The 17,033-nt window shown below is 25.0% G+C and carries 16 protein-coding genes and 1 riboswitch; of the genes, 2 read left to right on the top strand and 14 right to left on the bottom strand.

Translation table 11 applies throughout. The features are described from left to right. Positions 1-143 precede the first annotated feature (143 nt). The 3 genes from JNUCC81_RS13665 to JNUCC81_RS13675 all read right to left on the bottom strand — a co-directional run bounded on the left by JNUCC81_RS13665 (position 144) and on the right by JNUCC81_RS13675 (position 4,023). On the bottom strand, positions 144-590 hold the full coding sequence (locus JNUCC81_RS13665; protein WP_454093987.1) for a YrvL family regulatory protein: 447 nt from the start codon (positions 588-590) through the stop codon (positions 144-146). Between the two features lie 174 nt (positions 591-764). Then, positions 765-1,445, bottom strand: coding sequence for an ABC transporter ATP-binding protein (locus JNUCC81_RS13670; protein ID WP_454093988.1), 681 nt, complete (start codon positions 1,443-1,445; stop codon positions 765-767). A gap of 10 nt (positions 1,446-1,455) precedes the next feature. Continuing rightward, positions 1,456-4,023, bottom strand: a complete 2,568-nt coding sequence (locus JNUCC81_RS13675) for an ABC transporter permease (protein ID WP_454093989.1) — start codon at positions 4,021-4,023, stop codon at positions 1,456-1,458. 209 nt (positions 4,024-4,232) lie between these two features. Here JNUCC81_RS13675 and JNUCC81_RS13680 point away from each other — a divergent pair, with 209 nt between their 5' ends. Continuing rightward, positions 4,233-5,165, top strand: coding sequence for a sensor histidine kinase (locus JNUCC81_RS13680; protein WP_454093990.1), 933 nt, complete (start codon positions 4,233-4,235; stop codon positions 5,163-5,165). A gap of 15 nt (positions 5,166-5,180) precedes the next feature. Beyond that, a complete protein-coding gene (locus JNUCC81_RS13685; RefSeq protein WP_454093991.1) occupies positions 5,181-5,918 on the top strand; it encodes a LytR/AlgR family response regulator transcription factor in 738 nt (245 codons plus the stop codon). Between the two features lie 36 nt (positions 5,919-5,954). Here the strand turns inward: JNUCC81_RS13685 and JNUCC81_RS13690 are convergent, their stop codons facing one another. From JNUCC81_RS13690 to JNUCC81_RS13740, 11 genes are all read right to left on the bottom strand, one after another. Further along, positions 5,955-7,370 (bottom strand): spore germination protein, encoded by a 1,416-nt coding sequence (locus tag JNUCC81_RS13690; RefSeq protein WP_454093992.1) that lies wholly within the window; start codon positions 7,368-7,370, stop codon positions 5,955-5,957. Positions 7,371-7,476: 106 nt separating this feature from the next. Beyond that, a complete protein-coding gene (locus JNUCC81_RS13695) occupies positions 7,477-8,406 on the bottom strand; it encodes a hypothetical protein (protein ID WP_454093993.1) in 930 nt (309 codons plus the stop codon). 134 nt (positions 8,407-8,540) lie between these two features. Next, complete coding sequence (locus JNUCC81_RS13700) at positions 8,541-9,320, bottom strand: putative ABC transporter permease (protein ID WP_454093994.1); 780 nt, start codon at positions 9,318-9,320, stop codon at positions 8,541-8,543. Positions 9,321-9,383: 63 nt separating this feature from the next. Further along, complete coding sequence (locus JNUCC81_RS13705) at positions 9,384-10,409, bottom strand: DUF4097 family beta strand repeat-containing protein (RefSeq protein WP_454093995.1); 1,026 nt, start codon at positions 10,407-10,409, stop codon at positions 9,384-9,386. Positions 10,410-10,426: 17 nt separating this feature from the next. After that, complete coding sequence (locus JNUCC81_RS13710; RefSeq protein WP_454093996.1) at positions 10,427-11,017, bottom strand: DUF1700 domain-containing protein; 591 nt, start codon at positions 11,015-11,017, stop codon at positions 10,427-10,429. Continuing rightward, a complete protein-coding gene (locus JNUCC81_RS13715; protein WP_454093997.1) occupies positions 11,010-11,330 on the bottom strand; it encodes a PadR family transcriptional regulator in 321 nt (106 codons plus the stop codon). Before JNUCC81_RS13715 ends, JNUCC81_RS13710 begins: the two co-directional genes overlap by 8 nt. Before the next feature lie 219 nt (positions 11,331-11,549). Further along, complete coding sequence (locus tag JNUCC81_RS13720; RefSeq protein WP_454093998.1) at positions 11,550-12,161, bottom strand: cyclase family protein; 612 nt, start codon at positions 12,159-12,161, stop codon at positions 11,550-11,552. Between the two features lie 106 nt (positions 12,162-12,267). After that, positions 12,268-12,726 carry a GNAT family N-acetyltransferase gene (locus JNUCC81_RS13725; protein WP_454093999.1) on the bottom strand — a complete coding sequence of 153 codons (459 nt, stop codon included), beginning with the start codon at positions 12,724-12,726 and terminating at the stop codon, positions 12,268-12,270. A gap of 168 nt (positions 12,727-12,894) precedes the next feature. After that, entirely contained in the window at positions 12,895-13,479 is a 585-nt protein-coding gene (locus JNUCC81_RS13730) for an ECF transporter S component (protein ID WP_454094000.1), read from the bottom strand. Between the two features lie 131 nt (positions 13,480-13,610). Continuing rightward, a riboswitch (FMN riboswitch) is annotated at positions 13,611-13,729 on the bottom strand. 43 nt (positions 13,730-13,772) lie between these two features. After that, on the bottom strand, positions 13,773-15,920 hold the full coding sequence (locus tag JNUCC81_RS13735) for a HAMP domain-containing sensor histidine kinase (protein ID WP_454094001.1): 2,148 nt from the start codon (positions 15,918-15,920) through the stop codon (positions 13,773-13,775). 246 nt (positions 15,921-16,166) lie between these two features. Then, the gene (locus JNUCC81_RS13740; RefSeq protein ID WP_454094002.1) at positions 16,167-16,859 is read right to left on the bottom strand and encodes a response regulator transcription factor; all 693 of its coding nucleotides are present in this window, start codon (positions 16,857-16,859) and stop codon (positions 16,167-16,169) included. Between the last annotated feature and the right edge of the window lie 174 nt (positions 16,860-17,033).

The following is a 17,033-nucleotide window of genomic DNA, read 5'->3' on the forward strand; positions in this document are numbered from 1 at the left end:
TTGTAGTAATATATAAACATATTTGTCAATGTGAATTCAATATAATATTATAATTTATATTTTTAATATTTAAATACATAAAAATAGAGAATGAAATTTCATCCTCTATTTTTATGTATATTTATAATGTATTTTATATTTTTCTAAAAATCATCATCTTCTTCATAGTCATCACTACTGCCAAATTTTTTATCCATAAAGTTAGATATATATCTTCTCATAATATGCTTTAGTATTGAAAATACAAAAACTGTGGTAAATGGTATTTTTACTCCTTTTATTGCTAAATCAACTAAACTTACTATAGCTACATTTATACACATTCCCATGCAAAAATTAAATATTTTATACTGAACAGGAGTAAGATGCTTTATTTCTTCTATTAGTTCTGTAAAAGCTTCAGACACTAATGTTACTGGAAAATATAATATATAGTATATTACGAAAAATATAATCACTGGTTTTATAGACTCATGTTCAAATCCAAAAAAGGATAATATTCCTAAGTCAAAAATAGCCATTATTAATACTGATACTATAATTAACCCTATTCCACTCATTACTATAATTTTATGTTTATTTTTACTCATAACGGCTCTCCCCTATTTTTATATACTCTCTCTATAGTTTATTCATCTTGTTAATTAGAGATAATAACTTTTTTAATGTACAAGTTTAAATATGATTTAAATAAGCACTTATACACGTTAGAGTAAAAATAAAAAAGGAACTTAATTAAAAGTTCCTTTTTCTATAACTATAATCTATCCTTGTTTTTCTGAAGTATAAAGTTTCCCATCTACTATAGATATAGCTCTATCAGCTTTTTTAGCTATATTTTCATTATGAGTAATCATTATAAGAGTTTGATTGTATTTTTTTATAGACATCTTAAGTAATTCCATAACCTCTTCTGTAGTCTTAGTATCTAAGTTTCCAGTAGGTTCATCAGCAAGTATTATACTCGGTTTTGAAGATAATGCTCTTGCAATTGCAACTCTTTGTTGTTGACCTCCTGATAATTGATTTGGAAGATGATTTTTTCTTTCACTAAGACCTAATAAATCCATAAGGTCATTTATATAATCTTCATCTACTTTTTTATTATCAAGTTTTAAAGGTAGTTCTATATTTTCTTTAACATTAAGTACTGGAATTAAGTTATATTGTTGGAATACAAATCCAACCTTTTGTCTTCTATATTTAGCCAACTCTTTATCACTTAAACAACATATATCTTTACCGTCTACTTTAATAGTACCATTGCTTGGTCTTTCTAGTCCTCCTATTAAATGTAGAAATGTACTTTTTCCACTTCCACTTGGACCAACTACTGCAACAAACTCCCCTTTATTTATTTTTAAATTTACATCTTTAAGTGCATTTACAGATGTTTCTTTTTTTCCATATATTTTACCTAAATTAATAGTTTCTAATATCACCATAATATTCCCTCTATTCTATAATATTTATTGCTTCAACTATATTACTTTGTTTTATTTTTCTTGAAGGTAGATAAGTTGCAATAAGACCTACAACTACGTTCGTAATTACGACTAATATATAAGCTCCATATACTAATTCAAATTCCATTCCATAGCTTTCAAATCCATAAGTTTTATACATTCTAATTTGTAATAAAACCCCTAAGACTATAACTATTATACTTGAAATTATTCCATATAATAGTCCTTCAAATATTATCATATTTTTAAAGTCTTTTTCACTTATACCAACGGCTCTTAACATTCCAAATTCACTAGTTCTTGAAGTTAAATTATAACTTACATTGTTTATTATGTTAAATATACTTATTACAAACAGGATAACTATTACTCCGTAATCATAAATCTTCATTTTTTGAAGCATTTTCTCATTAGTCTCTTTCTCTTGCATCATATCAACAGTTGTAACTCCAGGTACTTTACTTCCTATTTTACCTAGTTTTTTATTTATAGCTTTATGATCAGCTCCTTTATCCATATTGGCATAAACTACATCATAATTATTTTTACCTTCTATTTTTTCTAAATAATCAGTACTTGTTATAACATCAACACTCATATCAGCAGAGTACTGATTTTCATCAGCAAATGGATAATTAACTATTGCACCTACCTTAAACTCATGTTCTTTATACTCATAGTTATCTTGTCCTTTCCAGTACTTTTCTCCATCTATTTTACCCTTAGGTACTTTAACTTTTACAGTATCTCCAACCTTTATATCAACAATAGGCTCTCCACCACCTACAACTTTGCTTCTTGTACCATCAGTATCTTCATAAGTATGTGGCATATATATTACTGCCAAATTTTCTTTTTTCATTTTTTCTATATCTATTTTTCCACTTATTACATAATCATTTAATGATTTTAACATTTCATCGTTAAAACCTTTTAACTTTTGTTTTAATAAGTATCCATCCTTTTTTTTATCTTTCATTAATAATCCATTTAAAACTTTTCCAAAATATCCGCCTTTAGTTAAGTCATCAAAGAATTGCATATCTAATATATCTTTTTCTCCTAAGGGCATTCTACTATGAATTATTCGTGCAGCCTTAACTTCATTAATGCCCTCTACTTTTGATATTTCATTTATTTGTTCATCATTAAGACCATTTTCCTCATCTCCAGCAGCATTTACATTTAATACAAAGTCCCCATTTCTATACATTCCTCTATTTTTATCTTCATCCATGGCATCTGAACGAGAATATGCGTAATTACTTTGTATAATCATTATTCCACCTATACTCATAGATAGCATAATCATTATAAATCCTTTCTTATTTCTAAATATATTTTTCATAGAAATAGATTTAGATATTGGTATATTTTTACTTAATCTTGATACTATAAAATTACTTTTCTTTATCTTTTTGTCTTCACCTAAGTTTCTTCTTATTGCTTCAATTGGTGATACTTTTCTAATTTTCATATATGTTAATATACTTATAATAAATATTACAAAAATTGTGCATATTATAGAAAGTAATATTATTTTTAATGGTATAACAAAAGGTGTTACTCTTATAGTTCCTTCAAACTGTATGTTTCCAACTATTTTATTAAAAACTTGGGCTCCACCCATACCAATAAGTATTCCAATAGGCATAGCTATTAAACTAAGTATTAAAAGTTCGCTAGTAATTAATTTAAATATCCTTAGATTAGTTGAACCAACTGCCCTTAACATACCGTATTCTCTTATTCTTTGATATACAGATATAGTATATATACTGTATACCACAAGGCCTGCAAATAAACTTATTGCTATTGCTGTATTTCTACTTGTTACATCTAATGCTCCATTATTACCTACTGATGCTATAAGCATATTGTTTGATCTAACTTGTTCCTCTTTATTTAGTTTAGCTTTCTTAGTTATATCATCTATGTTTTTACTTATATCACTACCTTCATTAAACTCTACATAAGGAGTAAATTTATTAAGCTTATCTTCATCTAAAGCTAAAAACATCTCACATATTCCAACACTTTTTTCTCTATATCTATCTTTTAAAATTCCTACCACTTTAAAAGTTTCTGGTTTTTCCTTTTGATATAATCTAAATGTTATTTCTTGATTTACATCTGGTTCAAGACCCATACTATTTAGTATCCACTCTTCTAATACAACTTCATTATCAGTTTTAGGAAATCTACCTTTTATAAGTTTAGAATTATTAGTTAAATAATTTTCACTTGCATAATTTATATTTATAGGTAACTTTTCACCCTCATCAGTAGCTGCATAGTATGAGGTTATAGATACATCTTTTATATCTTTTCCTTTTTTTACAATATCTAGTTGTTCTTCATTTATGTCTCTAAAATATACATGATGAGTACCAGTTTCTCTCTTTAACCTATCTAAATCAGCTTGTTGAGCACTTCTTGATAAAGTACCTACTCCTACAATAAGAGCTGTTCCAAGCACAATACTTAAAATTATAGCAAGCGACCTTGATTTATAGCTTTTTATGTACTTTAATACCATTTTTAAATCATTTTCCAAATTTACCACGTCCTTTCTTTAACTTAACTAGATTATATATTTATAAAAAAAATGTAGCAAACGGTACTTTTTCAAGTTTTTAGTACTTATATGCTTAAAATTACATGGTTATTTTCAAGTTTATATACTGTATTTGCATATTTTCACTTTTTACATATTTTTTTATAAATGTTATAATTCTCATATAAATTGGAAATTAGGGGTGTGCTATGGATATTATTTTTATGTTTCCTATATGTTTAATTTTATTTATAATTATCAATCTAATATTAAATAAATATAAATTTTATAGGGAAATTTCTATATTAGAAAAAAGTTTAGTTACTATTTTTATAGCTATTATTACTTATTTTTTACTTTATAGAGGTTACGTTTATATTTTACTTAGAGTTAAATACGATTTATTATTAAAGGGGATATTAAATTCGGTATTAGCTTTTATACTAATATGCTTATGTTTTTATATAGGATTAAAATTTATAAATATATTAAATGATAATACTTCAAAGGAAAATAAACTAAACAATCTTAATAATAAAATTGAACACAAAGACAATATAATAGCAAAATTAAGAAGTCAAAAGCATGATTATTTAAAACATCTACAAGTTGTATATTCACTACTTAATACTGGTCTTAGTGAAGATGCAAAGGATTATATAACAAATATATCTAATAGCTTTAGATCTAAAACTTCTAGATATGGTAAAGTTTCATATTTAGATGCTATTGCTTCTTTAAAATATGAAGAATGTCTCATAAAAAATATTTCCTTTGATGTTTATATTCAAGATTTTATGGACAATTTGATTATTGAACCAAGTGATATGAGTTCTGTAATACTTAATATAATAGATAACGCTATAGATTCTTTATCTAATGTATATAAGGAAAATAAATATATAAAACTATTTATATATGAAGATGAATTTCAATATGTTATATCTATAAAAAATAATGGTCCTAAGATAAATAATACTGAATCAATATTTTTAGAAGGCTTTTCTACTAAAGATGGACCAGATAGAGGATATGGACTTTATTTAGTTAAAAGTATATTAGATAAATACGGATACCATATTTTCGCTAATAGTGATGATTTTTTAACTGAATTTACAATTTTAATACCAAAATACTACTAAATTTAGGGGGTACTTATGATAAAAGTTTTAATTTGTGATGACGATAAAGCTGTAAGAAATCATATTGAAGATATCCTTAAGGAATCTGGGTATGTTGATTATATAAAAAAAGTTGAAAATGGATTAGATGCTATTGAGTTTATAAAAAGCGAAAAAATAGATTTATTAATTATTGATATTGATATGCCTTATAAAAATGGTATAGATTGTGCAAAAGAAGTAACTTCTATAGATAAAGACGTTCATATAATATTTGTAACTGGTTTTGCTGACTATAGCTTAGAAAGTTTTAAGGTTCATCCAATAGACTTTATCGTTAAACCTTTTACAAAAGAAAAGATACTAGATTCTATAAATATAGCTATAGATCATATAAATTCTCATAAATTTGCTAAAGATAACTTTATAGAAGATACGCTATTTGTTTATAAAGTTAGAAAGCAAATGCATATGATTAATTTTGATGATATAGTTATGTTTGAAAAAAATTCTAGAGCTATTAATTTGTATACTAAAGACCATGATGTTATAAAGTTTTATGAGAACTTTGATGAGTTAGAAAAGCGTCTACCTCCAAATTTTTTTGCAACTCATAAGCAATATATAGTTAATTTAAGACTTATTCATAAAGTAATACCTATAAATAAATCATCTTTAGAAATTAGATTTATAAATTTTCAAGAAAGCGCTACTCTTAGCAAGTCTTTAGAAAAAGATTTTCTTTATAGGTTCTATAGAACTAAAAGATTTTAATATTTAAAGGTGTGAATAAGTTTCACACCTTTATTTTTATTTTCTATTAGATTTTATTGGAGTTCTAAGTAGTAAATGTTTTAAAGCTTTTCCATCAAATGGGAATAATGGGTATAAATAAGACTGCCCAGTCATAGTTTTGTTTGTAGCTACTAGTAAAATAGTTATTATAATACCTGCAATGAATCCCCATACATTAAATATAAATGTAAGTATAAGTATAAGCATCCTACAAAGCTTAATTGCAAAACCTAGTTCTGTGCTTGACTGTGCAAAACCTCCAAGTGCAACAATTGCCATATAAAGTATCGTCTCTGCAACAAACCACTCTGTTTTAATTGCAAATTCCCCAAGTATTAATGCTCCAACTACAGAGAGAGACATTCCAAGAGACCCCGGTGTATTTAAAGATGCAAGTTTTAATGCATCAACAGCTATTTCAAGTAGTAAAAATTGAACAATTAAAGGCACTTGATAACCAGGATCTGGTGCTATAAATTTAAGCCATTGTGGAAGCAAATCAATATATTCTATTGCTAATAAATAAAGTGGTGTTAATATTAATGTCATTAAAAGAGTTATATTTCTTATAAGTCTTAAATAATTTCCGGTTAAAATTGGTTGATAATAGTCATCAGCTTCTTGCATAAAGTCAAATATACTTGTAGGAAGTATTATAACGTTGGGGGATGTATCTATAAGTATTGCTATTTTACCTTCTGCTATGTGAGCTGATGCAACATCTGGTCTTTGTGTACTTTTTATTTTAGGAAATGGGTTATACCATTTTGATTTAGTTAAAGTTTCTACTAAACTTTGATCTCCCATATCTAAAGCTCTTACATCTATTTCTTCTAATTCTTTTTTTATTAAGCTTACAGTTTCTTTATTTGCAGTTCCTTCGATATATCCTATTGATACATCTGTCTTTGACATATTTCCTATACTTGCCATTTCAAATACAAGGTTTTTATCTCTTATTCTTCTTCTTATAAGTGCTGTATTCATTACAATAGTCTCAACAAATCCATCTCTTGATCCTTTAAGTGTTTGCTCTTTTTGTGGTTCTTCAGGTCCTCTAGCTGGATATGTTCTAACATCTAATATTATTGCATCTTCAAATCCATCTATAACTATTGCCATAGGTCCCGCTAATACCGCTGCTGCAATCTTATCTATATCATTCTCTTTATCTACCTCTATATGAGCTATATAATTTGCCATGAAGCTTCCCATATCGGGTACTTTATCCATTTCTTCCTTTGGAATAGTTATAAAGGTGTTTAAAATTCTTTCCGTAACATCATCCTTAATAAGTCCATCTACAAAAAATAGATATGATTTTCTTCCTCCTATACTTATTTCCCTAGCAATTAAGTCAAAACTTTTATCAATTTTCAATTTACTTGCTATAGTATCATAATTTGTTTTAATACTTTTAGTTAGTTTCATTTTTTCACCTCATTATCTTTATAGTGGTATTTTTAGCCTAATTTAGTAAATATATTACAAAAAAATAAAAGCTTTAAACTTATTAAAGATTAAGGCTTTTTCTCTATTATTTTTCAACTTTTACATATTTAAATATTCCTACTCCATAATGATTACCACTATAAGATTTGTCAATTTTAAATTTTAAATCTTTTATATTAGCATCTTCTAATTTACTTCCTTTAATTGGTATCGGTGCTTTAATATTTATAATCTCTCCACTAGATATTTTAGATTTTAAGTCTTTTATATGAGGATTATATTCAGTAACTAGCTCATTTTCAATATCAATATAAAATCCTTTTGAATTCGTTCTATCGTTTAAAGCTACAGCTTCTGCATAAAATCCACTAAGATCAGAAAATCCATCTTTTCCATATAAGTTCAATGTCCTTTTACCATCATATCTTAAATTAACATCTAATATTAAATCATTATTTTTATCCTTATAAATATCATTTATAGATATATAAACTTTTTCTTTTTTATGATTATCACTTTTACATTTAAATAATGTAAACTCTTTATCTTTTTTTATAGAACTTGTAAAAACAAGTCCATATAAATTTTTTGCACCAAATATTATATTATCGTGATAAGGCCCTATAAAATACACTGCAATCATAATATATACTATAAGTTTATATTGTTTATTGATTTTAGAGTTTTTAATATTTACAAATATAAATAATATTCCTATTATCATTATAGTTATTAATACAAGCATACATAAAAAAATACTTATCATAGATAAATATTCATATTTAATAGCAAAAGGTTCAACTATCGTAGAAAATATAGAAGCTCCAATACTAAATTTACCAGCAATTTTAAGTATTTTACTATACTTTAAACGGATTTTAATAACTTCATTAGTATTTGTAAATTTCTCAAAATCTTCAAATAAACTAAACTTCTTATCAATTGATTTTAGTAGTTTACTAAAATAAAGTTCAATACATCCAATTATCCCCATAAAAATATAAAATAAAACCATATTTCCCCCCTAAAATTATAATTAAAACAATTATACTACAAGTTTATTACCTTAAATATATAATCTTTATATTATTGTACTTATATTTATATAAATTTATTTTTAAATAAAAAAGAGTAAATTTAAGTATATATTTACTTAAGTTTACTCTTTTTTTTATCTTTTATTATTTGTTTTAGATATACTAATCTATCTTGTTTATATTTATGTTTCATATTTGGAAATGCTTTAATAATTCTCCTTTGACAAGTTGATTTTTCTTTTATAGATTCAATTTTGTTTATTATATTTTTATTCTTAATACGCTCAAATAATTTTTTTATATTTTCTTCATCAAACTTTTCTAGATTTATATTTAATTTACTTAGCTCTAATAATATCTCATCCATAAATTTTAGTTTATGATTTAATTTATTAAGTGATAATAATGTAAAATTTAAGTCTATAAAAAAGCATACTAAAATACTTATAACTAATACTATCAGTAGTAAATTAGAAATATATACTACTAAATTATAAATATTTTTATGTATAACTTCTATCAATACCGTCGACATAATTCCAAATAATACAGAGTTTTTTAAGCAAACCCTACCTCTTATGTTAAATCTTTTTTTAGAATAATCCCACCATGTTGTATTAAATAATTTTTCTAATACAATTCCTGTTATATATTCTAAAGTTGATGTTATAAACATTCCAAATATAAAAAGCAATGTTAAATTACTCTGAAAGTTTTTTAGAAAAAATATAATAACTATAGCTCCAAAGCCGTATATAGGGCATATTGGACCATTTAAAAAACCTCTATTTATAATTTTCTTATTTCCAATAGAACAGTATATACTTTCGCATATCCATCCTAAAAAGCTATATATAAAGAAAAATAAAATAGTTTCATGTATCTCTCTCATAAAAAGTCTCCTTAAAAGTCTATTATATATACTATGAAACTATTATTATTTTGTTATTGTAGCTTACCTAAAATTTAAATTAATATCTCCATTTTCGGAATTAATATTAATATTCTTGTTTGCATTATTACTTTTTTCTAAAGTTTCTCCTAATTCTTTTCCATCTATATTTATATCTCCATAACTACAACTTAAAGAATAATTATATGATTTTTCTGGATTTTTAGCCAAGTAATTCACTTCTCCATATGAGTTTTCTATATTACTATCAACTATATTACTATTGTTTATATTTATATCTCCATTTAATATAATAGCTTTGAGTTTATTTAATTTTGAGTCTGCTATATCTACTTCTCCATAATCATTTTCTATATTAAAATTTTGTAATACCTCTATATCGTTTATATTAGCTTCACCATTTTTAATATTTACTATAAAATCATTTGAGTTTATAGATTCAAAACTTGTATCCCCATAATCATTAATTACTTCTAATGAGCTACTTTTTATATTTTTCATGTCTATATCTCCATTTTTTGCTTTTATAGACATATCGTTTGATAGTATATTATTTAAATTTATCTCTCCATAATTGCATAATATAGATATAGTATCTCCATCTATATCTTCTACTTTTAGATCTGAGTTTTTAGATTCAATAACTAAATCTTTCATATTTTTATTTTTTGGTATATAAATTTTTATATAGTCTGGTTCTTTATTTATAAATCCAAAATCAAATCCAATTTCTCCTTCATTGCTACTAAACTGATTTACTATTAAGTTTCCATTTTCAACTTTGTAGTTAATTTTACCTATTCTTTCACTATAGTCTACTTCTATCTTATACTCTTCACCTTTTACTATTTCAATATTATCAAGATAATTAGCATTAATTTGTATATTTTTAAATTCTTCTAATTTTTCTTTTTCGCTTATTCTTTTATAATCATCTTTTATACTGTACCCTATTTTATCTTTTATAAGTTGAGTTTTACCTCCTGAGAAATATCCTATAGATGCAAGAACTAAACCTAATAAAATTAAACAAAGTGAAGTAATTACTATTTTTTTATATATATTCATAAATAAATTCTCCTTTACTATATTTCTCTTTTATTAAATTTATTTAGTAGTTTACTACAAGCACTAGATATTAATTTAATAGATTTTGATGCTAAGAATAACGCCATTACTAAAAATAGTAAACCTACTCCTATTAATAATATCCCTGTTCCTACAAATAAAATAGTAGTAGAAAAGTCACTTAATATAACTGATATACCTGCAACAGAAATTGCAAAACCACTAAATATTAGAGCTACTGTAGTAACTATAAATGCAAAAGTAACAGCACCTATTACAATAACCGGTACAAATAACAAAATAATCATAGAAAGTGCTAGTGGAAATGCAATTGGAGATGCTAATATAGCAAGAACTACAAACCAAATAGAAGATATTCCTGATTTTCCAAATTTTCTACTTTCTTTATTATCTTTAATGGCATAGTCTGCTAAAATTTGTGATGCAATACTTGATGGCGATCCAAATTCACTGACTACATTCACATCATCTCCTACAGATGCATCTTCAAAATATTCTATATAGTAGCTTATTGCATTATCTATTTCTCTTTGTGGTAATCTTTTTAATTTATTTCTCAATTCTTCTATAAATTGATTTTTATTCACTTACTATCCCTCCTAATAAAATCTTATCTACCCTCAATTTATACTCTCCCCACTCTAATATATACTCCTTGTATTTTATTTTTCCTGAATCTGTAATTTGATAGTATCTTCTATTTCTGCCTTGAAATGATTGATCATAAGTGATTAAATAACCATCTTTTTGAAGTCTTCTAAGTACTGGATATAATGTTGATTCTGATATATTCATAACTTCTTTAACCTGCTGAGTTAAAATATATCCGTATGCATCTTCTCTTGTAAGTACTGCTAAAACACATGCATCTAATAATGCTGAACCTAATTGAAAAGACATATTTCACACCTCTACTTTCATATTATATGATGGTTCATATTATACGGCGTATAATATACCTTTACTAATACTATATGATGTATAATATTATTTGGCAACTAAATACGTTCGTTTTTTTTCGACATTCCAATTTATTTTATCACTTATATAAATTAATATATAGATAATTTTTAGTATAAAAAAAGACGTAATATATACGTCTTTAATCTGGTTATTAATTTAAAATTCTACTAGTATTCTAGCTGGATATGCATCTAATCCTTCTATTTTCATAGGTAAGCAATATACTCTAAAATTATCTTCTGGTATTTTATCAAGATTAGTTAAGTTTTCAATAGCATAAGTTTCACTTTTTCCAAGAAAAACATCTATTAATCCATGATTTCTTCCAATGCCTAGCCCTAGTGCATCTATACCTATCATATTTACTTTTTTATCAACTAAGCACTCCATAACTTCCATAGATATTTCAGGGTGATTATTATATTTTTCTTCATCATCAAAGTACTTGTCCCAATTAGTTTGGAAAAATACAAAATCCCCTTCTTTTACTATAGAAAGATTTAAATCTTCTAAGATAATCGGTCTATCTGTTATATTTGAAACATCAAATTTTATTCCCTGTGCAATTAATCTTTCATTTTCTAATACAACTTTATTAGACATAACATCTATATGAGTTCCCATATTATGTACATCACATGAAAAAGAAGTTGTAGTATACTCTTTTCCCAAACTTTGACTTCTCTTAACCGTTTCTACCTTTAGTGGTTCTGAGCCTTTCCTATAAACCCTACCTATTTTAGTAGTTTGCGTAATATCAATTATCATTAATTACCTCCTTATTTAACAATTTGCTTTATTATTTACAGTATAATTTTATGAATATTAAATATATTATACATTTTGATTTATATATTTAATATAGTATTTTTTATTATAAATACAAACTTAATCTAATCATGTCTATACATTGAATTTTATTTTCGTATATTTCTTCTTCATAATGTATCTTAAAAAAATCTTTATCTATTCCTGTAATTCTAAACCCACACCTTTGATATAGTTGTAACTGTTTTATACTTGAATTTCCAGTACCTACTTCTAATACTTTAATTTTTTCTTTTTTACATCTATCTATAGCATCTTTTATCATTTTTTTAGCTATTCCATTATTTTGATAATCTTTATCTACTGCAATATATACAAGTTCCATCGTTAATGGTCTTGTATATATTAACACATAAACCCCTACTATCTTTTCTTTATATTCTGCTATATAACAACTTCCTCTATTTAAATAATCTCTTACTACACTCTCTGATGGATCCGCTAATAAAAGTAATTCCATTGGTACTTTTTTATAATCACTTATCTCTTGAATACAAATATCCATTACTTATCCTCCTGTTACATACTCATATAAAATATTAAATATAAATTTTACCATTTATATTTAATTATATTACAAAATAATCATATATAATTTTCAAATAAAATCACATTATAAAAAGGTGCAATAAAAGTATTGGTACCTTTATTACACCTTAAGTTTACATTATAATTACTTATTATCTAAAACAATATCATTTTTAATAGGTCTATCATTAAATACAGTTACTGATAGCTTTTTATATAGCATATATGTAGCTATTGAAATTAATATCCCCTTTATTCCATTAAACGGTAATAAACCAACGGTTACATACTGCATTAAATCAGCTGGACTCATTTGCATTCCATATGCTGGTAATAAGAAGTATACATTTGCTACTATTCCTACAACTTCCATAACTAAAATCCCTACTATCATACCTATAATAGCATTTCTTTTAGTTTTATTTCTTTTGTATATCATTGCTGCTGGAACAACCATAGCTATTCCTACTATAAAGTTAGCAGCCTCTCCTACAAGGCCTGTTTGACTTCCTTTCATTACTACTATAAGTAAATTCTTAATAAATTCTATTACGATTCCAATACCAGGTCCAAAGGCAAAAGCTCCCATTAAAACCGGAACCTCACTTAAGTCAATTTTTAACCATGGAAACATTGGAATTACGGGAAAATCAATGTACATAAGTATAAATGCTATTGCACTTAAAAGTGCTACTTTAATAAGTGTGTTTAAATTGTTTTTTTCTTTCATTATCTCTCCTCCAAGTAACTCTTCTGGAGCTTTAGTATTAGTTTATGTATTTTCATATAAAAAATACCCTGACTAAAATTAATCAGGGTATACATATACAAATACATAGTAAAATACATAACTATTCTAATACTTTTCTTCTTTCATCCAGACTATAACTGTCGGCTTTGGAATTTCACCAAATCATGCTAAAATTTAGCTCGCGGGCTTTACCGCCGGTGGGGATTTACACCCCGCCCTGAAGATATTTATTATTTTAATTAAAGTATATATTAAACTTTAGTTTTATTCAACTATTTTTCTTTAATTTTCTTAAATTCTAACGTAGATTTAAATAAATCCCCATCTATGTTAATTTCAAATTTTCCACCTTGAATATTAACCAAGTCCTTAGCTATAGCAAGTCCTAGGCCACTTCCTTCTGTATTTCTAGATTCATCAGCTCTTTTAAATCTTTCCATTATTTCTTTCGGGTCGAAATTAAGTTCATAAGATGATATATTTTTCATACTTAGCTTTATAGTTTCTTCATTTTCTGTTAAATCAATATATACACGTGTTCCGCTTAACGAATATTTAGCTATATTAGATAAAAGATTTTCAAATACTCTATACATTCTTCTTCCATCAGCATATATATATACATTCTCATCTGGTATATTAATCTTTATATCTAAATTAGAGCTTGATAATTTTTCTTCCATCTCTCCAATACTTTGTCTTAGAAGTTGTTTTAAATCTATTTTTTCAATATTTAATTCAATATTTCCACTTCCTACTTTGCTTGCTTCAAATAAATCTTCTATCAAATGTTTAAGTCTCTTTGATTTTGAATCAAGTACATTTACGTAATCCTTTATATGATCTGGTTTTATATCTTCTTCTTTTTTTATAAGCTCTATATAGTTTATTATAGATGTTAATGGAGTTTTTAAATCGTGACTTACATTAGTAATAAGCTCTGATTTCATTCTTTCACTTTTTAATTGTTTATCTATTGATTTTTCTAACCCTTCACCAATATTATTTATATTTTGTGCAAGAACTGTAAAGTTATCATTTCCTTTTACAGGTATTTTATAATTAAGGTCTCCTTCTTTTATTCTTTCAGTACCTTCAATTATTTCATTTGCATAAGATAATGTTTTTAATGTATATACGATAAAGAATCCTAATACAATTGTTGATCCTATAATAGTAAGTATATGACTTATAAATACTCCAAATAATACCCCTATAGCATTTATAATTAAACACCCAATTCCTATTAATGTTATCCTTCTTGCTAGAGGTACTTTTATAAGTGAGTATTTTATAACTTTTATATTATTTATAAAAAATTTAATTAAAATTATTAGTATGCTACTTTTTATTAAATCTTCTTTACTATTATAAACCTTATATTTTTTTATTGTAAAATAAGTTGTTAATATTAATGAAATTGATAAAGTGTATATTTGAGCTATATATATAATTTTATCAACTCTATAATTATATCCGTAACCAATATATGATAAATTAGATGAAGCGCCTATTAAAAGTGATATTTCTAATAAAATTAATATACTTAAAATCTCAATTGGAATTAGTTTTGCTAGCTTTAATAGCTTACTTTCTTTATCAAATAAATCTATATCTATTTTCTTATACATTATAAATGATATTATACTTGATATTAACGATGTTATAAATAATGGTATGCATAATTTTACATTATTAATTGCCATATTATGTCTAGCATAGTTTTCTGAAATTTTATCTGTTCCAAAGTAGTTAAATGACTTTGGATAAGATGCATTTAAAAATGATATATAAATTTGTACATCTTCTGTATTTACTGCGTTTAAAAGTTCCCACTCTACAGTGGGATTACTAGTATATGTCTTATTATTTAAATTTTTAATATAGTTTCTATTTCTATCAGTTTTATTTATTTCTATATCTAAATGTCCATTTATATTTTTCTTAAAATCATTTAAGTTACCATATTCAGTATTTGAGTAATAGTCATTAGTTTTATTATTTATTACAATAAATTTAATGTTTTGTAACTCATTTAATCTGTTTTTTGCATTATTTTTAAGCCCATTTATACGTTTTTGCGCTTCTTCTTTGCTTAGGTACTTAGTTTTATATGAGTCTGTTTCATTATCATAGTCTTCATATGAGTTGTTTTGTATATACTCATTTACTGATTCCTCATTATATTTTACAACTTCACCTAACCAATAAGATATCGGTCTTAATGTGTTATATTCAAATAAATTACTTTTATAGAAATCATCCTCAAGTATTTTCCTATCTTCATGCATGTAACTACTCCAAAGCCCATTATTTCCTCTATATTGTGAAAAAATATTAGCTAAGGAAGTTAAGCATAAAGATAAAGATATAACTAATATAATAAAAAATATTCCTTTTATTCGTTTTTTATCTTTCATAATATTCTCCCTTTTATATATTAAAAAATTTATAATTTCATTATTTATACATAATTATAGAATTTTTAACTTATTATTTTTTTATAAAATGTAAAATTTATTAATGTTAAAGATAAAAGTGTAAGTATTAAATTCCCACTAAAAAATTTAAAACATATGTAAACTCCTATTAATTGACTTATCATAAATATACTTAAAATAAATAATGTATTAAACATAAGACTTTTTTCTCTAAAAAATTTCCCACTATAACTTTTCAATTTTATATCCAACCCCCCACACAACTTTTAAATATCTTGGTTCTTTAGGATTTATTTCAATCTTTTCTCGGATTCTTCTTATATGAACCGCAACTGTATTTTCAACATTAAAACTCTCTTCTTTCCATACCTTTTCATATATTTCATCTATGGAAAATACTCTACCTTTATTCTGTAAAAGTAATTTTATAATCCTATATTCTATTGGAGTAATCTTAACAACTTCTCCATCTACCTTTAGTTCTTTACTTTCTAAATTCAGTTCTAACTCTCCGCTTTTTAAAACACTTTTATTTTCAATACTATAATTTCCAAGACTTACATATCTTCTTAAATTGGATTTGACCCTTGCTATAAGTTCTAATAAATTAAATGGTTTTGTTATGTAATCATCTGCCCCAATATTAAGGCCCATTATTTTATCTGTATCTTCACTTTTAGCTGATACTAAAATTATTGGTATATTCCTTTCTTCTCTTATTTTTATAGTTGCTTTTATACCATCTAATTTTGGCATCATTATATCCATTAAAATTAAATGAATTTCTTCTTCAATTAAAATATCTAAAGCTTTAAGTCCATCATATGCTTTAAATATTTTGTATCCCTCATTTTTTAAATATATTTCAATGGATTCAACTATTTCTTTGTCATCATCCACTACTAATATGTTGTACATCTATAAATACCCCTTTTCTAACATTAAAATTATATTTAACTATATAGTCTAGATTAAAAACTACGCTTTTTCATTTTTTTATTAAATATGTCAAAAAATAATCTTTTTATTATTTCTAAAAGTATTATACACTAAATTCACATCCTTTTTGATTATATCTATATGCTAATATAT

Source organism: Faecalimicrobium sp. JNUCC 81 (assembly GCF_053667625.1).